The organism is Streptomyces marokkonensis (genome assembly GCF_039539045.1).
GTDB lineage: Bacteria > Actinomycetota > Actinomycetes > Streptomycetales > Streptomycetaceae > Streptomyces > Streptomyces marokkonensis.
This window is the reverse complement of sequence record NZ_BAABCQ010000264.1, coordinates 1-6,690: the sequence shown is the minus strand read 5'-3', so window position 1 is coordinate 6,690 and position 6,690 is coordinate 1. Positions and strand designations below refer to the sequence as shown.

The 6,690-nt window shown below is 75.7% G+C and carries 1 protein-coding gene; it reads left to right on the top strand.

The features are described from left to right. The coding region (locus ABEA26_RS34250; protein WP_345597739.1) for a type I polyketide synthase at nucleotides 1–6,690 on the top strand (6,690 nt) is incomplete at both ends.

The following is a 6,690-nucleotide window of genomic DNA, read 5'->3' as shown; positions in this document are numbered from 1 at the left end:
CGCACGGGCACGAAGTGGACTGGCACGCCTTCTTCCCCGGCGCCCGCCGCGTCGACCTGCCCACCTACGCCTTCCAGCGCGAGCGCTACTGGCTGGAAGGGGGCGAGGATCCGGCCGCCGTTGGCACCCCGGCCGACGCGGCGGACTCCGGTTTCTGGGACAGCGTGGAGCGCGAGGACGCGGGGTCCCTCGCCGCGGCCCTCGGCGTGAGCGCGGACGCCTCGCTGAGCGCCGTTCTGCCCCGGCTTTCCGCGTGGCGCCGCCACCGCCGCGAGCAGTCCGTGGTCGACGGCTGGCGCTACCGCGTCACCTGGAAGCCGCTCGGCGCGCTTCCCCGCTCCGGCGCGTCCGGCACCTGGCTGCTCGTCGCCGCCGCGGACAGCGAGTGGGCCGGCTCCGTCCGCACCGCGCTCACCGACCGTGGCCTGGACCTGGTGTCGCTCGTCGCCGGACCCGGCACCGACCGCGGGGCGCTGGCCCGGGAACTGGCCGGTGTCGGCCCGATGACCGGCGTGCTCTCCCTGCTCGCCGAGGACGAGAGCGCCTCGGAGAGCGACCCCGCACTGACACACGGGCTCGCCGCGACCCTCCGCCTGGTGCAGGCGCTCGGCGACGCGGGCATCGACGCGCCGCTGTGGTGCGCCACCCGCGGCGCGGTGGCCACCGGCCGCTCCGACCGCCTGAACTGCCCGCTGCAGTCGCAGGTGTGGGGCTTCGGCCGGGCCGCGGCGCTCGAACACCCGCGGCGCTGGGGCGGCCTGCTGGACCTGCCCGACGTGCTGGACGCCCGTACCGCCGCTCGCGTGGTCGCTGTCCTCGGCCAGACGGCCGAGGACCAGGTCGCGGTCCGCGCCTCGGGCGCCTTCGGGCGCCGTTTCGTGCGGGCCGCCCGCGCCACGGGCCCCGCCCAGGGCTGGTCGCCGCGCGGCACGGTGCTGATCACGGGTGGTACGGGCGCGTTGGGCGGGCACGTGGCCCGCTGGCTCGCCGGCGCGGGAGCGGAGCACCTGGTGCTCACCGGCCGCCGCGGCCCCGACGCCCCCGGCGCCGCCGCTCTCCGGGCCGAGCTGGAGGAGACGGGCGTGACCGTGACCGTCGCCGCCTGCGACGTCACCGACCGCCGGGCACTGGCCGCGCTCCTCGCCGAGTACCCCGTCGACGCCGTGGTGCACGCCGCCGGCACCGACGACCACGTCATGATCGAGGACAGCGACGAGGCCGGGTTCGCCGGCACGGTGGCGGCCAAGACCGCGGGCGCCACACACCTGCACGAACTGCTGGCCGACCGGGCCCTCGACGCCTTCGTCATGTTCTCCTCGGGTGCGGGCATCTGGGGCGGCGCAGGCCAGAGCGCCTACGCGGCGGCCAACGCCTACCTGGACGCCCTCGCCGAGTACCGGCGGGCCCGCGGGTGCGCCGCGCTCGCCGTCTCCTGGGGCGGCTGGGCCGAGGGCGGCATGGCCGGCGTCGGCGACGGGGAGGAGATGCTGCGCCGCCGCGGTCTGCCACCGATGCGCCCCGCCCTGGCGGTCTCCGCGCTGCAGCAGGCTGTGGCGGACGGCGAGACCGCCCTCACCGTCGCCGACTTCGACTGGCAGCGGTTCATCGGCCCGTTCACCGTCACCCGCCCCAGCGCCCTGTTCTCCGACGTGCCCGAGGCGCGCGGCGCCTTGGAGGCCCCGGCCTCCGGTGGCGCCGAGGCCGGCAACGCGCTCGCCGCGAAGCTGGCCGTGCTGTCCGCGAGCGAGCAGGACCGAACACTGGTGGACCTCGTCCGCACACACGCGGCCGCCGTGCTCGGCCACGACGGCACTGCGGCCGTGGAACCCGGCCGCGCCTTCAACGACCTCGGCTTCGACTCGCTGACCGCCGTCGAACTGCGCAACCGGCTCACGGCCGACACCGGTCTGAAACTGCCGACCACGCTGGTCTTCGACCACCCCGACGCCACCGCACTGGCCCGCCTCCTGCGCACCGAGCTCCTCGGTGCGGGGGACACTGCACCCCAGGAGCGGCACCCGGCCGCCGTCGGCGACGACGAACCCATCGCGATCGTGGCCATGAGCTGTCGCCTGCCCGGTGGCGTGGGCTCGCCCGAGGACCTGTGGCAGCTCGTGACATCCGGCGGCGACGCGATCACCGGCTTCCCCGAGGACCGCGGCTGGGACATCGAGAGCCTGTACGATCCCGACCCGGGCGCCCCCGGCAAGACGTACACACTCGCTGGCGGCTTCCTGCACGAGGCGGGCGACTTCGACGCCGCGGTGTTCGGGATCTCGCCGCGTGAGGCGCTGGCGATGGACCCGCAGCAGCGGCTGCTGCTGGAGACCACGTGGGAGGCGTTCGAGCGAGCCGGCATCGACTCGGCCTCCCTCAAGGGCAGCCGCACGGGCGTGTTCGTCGGCATGTCCTACCAGGGCTACGGCGCAGGCCTCCCGGAGGTCCCCGAGGGGGTCGAGGGGCACCTGCTCACCGGCAGCGCCGCGAGCGTCGTCTCCGGGCGCGTCGCCTACTCGTTCGGCCTGGAGGGCCCGGCGGTCACCGTCGACACGGCGTGCTCGTCGTCACTGGTGGCCCTGCACCTGGCCATGCAGTCGCTGCGGAGCGGCGAGAGCACGATGGCCGTCGCGGGCGGTGTGAACGTCATGGCCCTGCCGGCCGCGTTCGTCGAGTTCAGCCGGCAGCGCGGGCTCTCCGCCGACGGCCGCTGCAAGGCGTTCGCCGCCGACACGGACGGCACCGGCTGGGCGGAGGGCGCGGGCGTGGTGCTCGTGGAGAGGCTCTCCGACGCCCGCCGCAACGGCCACGAGGTCCTGGCGGTCGTGCGGGGCAGCGCGGTGAACCAGGACGGCGCCTCCAACGGCCTGACCGCGCCCAACGGTCCCGCGCAGCAGCGGGTCATCCGTCAGGCACTCGCCTCCGCCGGGCTCGGCGAGGCCGATGTCGATGCCGTCGAGGCGCACGGCACGGGCACCAAGCTCGGTGACCCGATCGAGGCGCAGGCGCTGCTGGCCACGTACGGGCAGCATCGGCCGGAGGGCCGGCCGCTGTGGCTGGGCTCGCTGAAGTCCAACATCGGCCACGCGCAGGCGGCCTCCGGTGTGGCCGGTGTGATCAAGATGGTGATGGCGATGCGGCACGGTGTGCTGCCGCGGACGCTGCACGCCGAGGAGCCGACGCCGCACGTGGACTGGTCGGCGGGTGAGGTGCGGCTGCTGACGGAGGCCGTCGACTGGCCCGAGTCGGACCGTCCGCGCCGCGCCGCCGTCTCCTCCTTCGGCGTGAGCGGCACCAACGCCCACACCATCATCGAGCAGGCACCGGTGGCCGAACCGGCCCCCGTCGCACCGGTCGAGGTCACCTCGGCGACCGTGCCGTGGGTACTGTCCGGCAAGTCCGAGGCCGCGCTGCGCGCCCAGGCCGGGCGCCTGCTGGCCCGCACCAACGCCGACGGCACCGGGCCCTCCCGCACCGACATCGGCTTCTCCCTGGCCACCGCCCGGACCTTCCTGGAGCACCGCGCCGCCGTGGTCGGCGACGACCACGGCCGACTCACCGAGGGCCTGCGGGCGCTGGCCGAGGGACGACCCGCCCCCGGCGTCCTCGTCGGCCGCGCCGACACCGGCCGGGTCGGGTTCCTCTTCTCCGGCCAGGGCTCCCAGCACGCCGGAATGGGACGGGAGCTGTACGAGGCGTTCCCGGTCTTCGCGGAGGCGTACGACGAGGTCTGCGCCCACCTCGACCGGCACCTGGACCGGCCGCTGCGGACCGTGGCCTTCGGCGAGGACGGCGAGCAGGTGAACCGCACCGCCTTCACCCAGCCCGCGCTGTTCGCGCACGAGGTCGCCGTCCACCGGCTGCTGGAGTCCTGGGGGGCGCGGCCCGACTATCTGGCCGGACACTCCGTGGGCGAGATCGCGGCCGCGCACGTCGCCGGGGCCCTGACGCTGGAGGACGCCGCGAAGCTGGTCACGGCCCGGGCCGCGCTGATGCAGGCGCTGCCCGGGGGCGGGGCGATGATCGCCGTCCAGGCCACCGAGGACGAAGTCCTGCCCCACCTCACCGACGGCGCCGCCATCGCGGCCGTCAACGGTCCGCGGTCCGTCGTGGTCTCCGGGACCGAGGACGCCGTGGCGGCCGTCGCCGCACACTTCGCCCAGGAGGGCAGCAAGACGTCCCGGCTCGCGGTGAGCCACGCGTTCCACTCGCCGATGATGGATCCCATGCTGGAGGAGTTCGCTCGCGTCGCCGGCGGTCTGCGCTTCGAAACCCCCCGGATACCGGTCGTCTCCAACCTCACCGGCCGGCTCATCGACTCGTACACCCCGGACTACTGGGTCCGGCACGTCCGGGAGGCCGTGCGCTTCGCCGACGGCATCGCGACGCTCGGCGAGCTGGGTGTGACCACGTTCGTGGAGACCGGACCCGGCACGGTGCTCAGCGGCATGGCCCAGACCTGCCTGGACGGCGCGGTCACCGTCCCCACCACCCGGTCAGGCAGCCCCGGGCCCGAAACGGTCACCGACGCCCTCGCGCGGCTCCACGTGCACGGCGTCCCCGTCGACTGGCAGGCGTTCTTCGCCGGCCGCGGCGCCCACCGCACCGACCTGCCCACATACGCCTTCCAGCACCAGCGGTACTGGCTCACGGCCGCAGCGCCCACGGCCGCCGCGACGGGCGCCGACGTCGTGGACGCCGAGTTCTGGGAGACGGTGGAGCGCGAGGACGCCCAGTCCCTCGCCGCCACCCTCGACCTGCCCGCCGGCCAGCTGGACGCGGTGCTGCCCCGGCTGTCCGCGTGGCGCCGGCGGCAGCGCCGGGAGTCCGCCGTGGAAGGCTGGTCCTACCGCACGGCCTGGAAGCCGCTCAGCGGCCTGCGGACGGGCCGGCTCACGGGCGCCTGGCTGTTCCTGTCCACCGAGGACCCCGACGACGCCGAGGCCGCCGGGTGGACCAGTGCCGTCGCCGACGGACTCACGTCCCTCGGCGCCCGGCTGGTCCGAGTGGTGGTCGCCCCCGACGCCGACCGCGCCGCACTGCGGCGGCAGCTCACCGACGCCGCCGGGCAGACCCCGCTCGACGGCGTGCTCTCCCTGCTCGGCACCGACGAGCGGCCGCGTTCTGGACACCCGGGCCTGCGCGCCGGCACCGCGCTGACCCTGGCGCTCGTGCAGGCCCTGGGCGACGCGGAATTCGACGCCCCGCTGTGGGCATTGACCAGGTCCGCCATGTCCACCGGCCGTGCGGACGCGGTGCCCAGCGCCGCCCAGAACGCCGTCTGGGGCCTGGGCCGGGTCGCCGCACTGGAGCACTCGGACCGCTGGGGCGGTCTGGTCGACCTGCCCGGCACGGTTGACGGACGCGTTACCGGCCGCCTCGCCGCGGTCCTCGGCCAACGGGCCGAGGACCAGGTCGCGATCCGCGACCGCGGCGTGTTCGGCCGCCGACTGGCCCACGTCACCGCCCGCCGCGGCACCCCGGCCGGGCAGCGCTGGTCGCCGCGTGGCACGGTGCTGATCACGGGTGGTACGGGTGCGCTGGGCGGGCACGTGGCCCGCTGGCTCGCCGGCGCGGGAGCGGAGCACCTGGTGCTCACCGGCCGCCGCGGCCCCGACGCACCCGGCGCGGCGGACCTCGTCTCGGAGCTGGAGACGGCAGGGGCCCGGGTCACCGTCGCCGCCTGCGACGCGGCCGACCGCGAGGCACTCGCCACGCTGCTCGGCGAACACCCGGTGGACGCCGTCGTCCACGCCGCGGGCGTGGACCACCTGGATCCGCTGGACACCATGACACCGGGCGCCTTCGCCGACGCGCTGACCGCCAAGGCAGCCGGTGCCCTGTACCTCGCCGAGCTGCTCCACGACCGGGAGCTGGACGCCTTCGTCCTCTTCTCCTCCGTCGCCGGCGTATGGGGCAGCGGCCACCAGGCCGCCTACGCGGCGGCCAACGCCCTGCTCGACGGTGTCGCCGAGCGCCGCCGGGCCCAGGGCCTGCCGGCGACCGCCGTGGCCTGGGGCCCGTGGGCCGGCGGCGGCATGGCCGAGGGCGACGGCGCGGACGAGCGGCTGCGCCGCCGCGGCCTGATCCCGATGCCGGCCGCGCTCGCCCTGGTCGGCCTGCGGCAGGCGCTGGACTCGGGTGAGGCGACCACCACGCTGGCCGACGTCGACTGGGAGCGCTTCCTGCCCCCGTTCACCATGGGCCGCCCCAGTGCCCTCCTCGGCGATCTCCCGGAGGCCGAGCGGATCCACACCGCGGGTGGCACCTCCGGCGGGTCGGGCACGGCCGCCGACTCGCCCCTGGCCGCCCGCCTCACCGTACTGCCGGAGAGCGACCAGCACACGTTGCTGGTCGACCTCGTCCGCACGCACGCGGCAGCCGTCCTCGGACACAGCGGCATCGGCGAGGTCGATGCCGACCGGGCCTTCAAGGACCTGGGCTTCGACTCTCTGACCGCCGTCGAACTGCGCAACCGGCTCAACGATGAGACCGGCCTCGCCCTGTCCGCCACGCTGGTCTTCGACCACCCCAACGCGCAGGCACTCGCCCGGCAGCTGCGCACCGAACTCACCGGCCGCGCCGGCGCACCGGCACCGGAGGCCGCCGCCGGGCCCGCCGAGAACGACGAGCCGATCGCGATCGTCGGTATGGCGTGCCGTTATCCGGGCGGGGTGCGTTCGCCCGAGGACC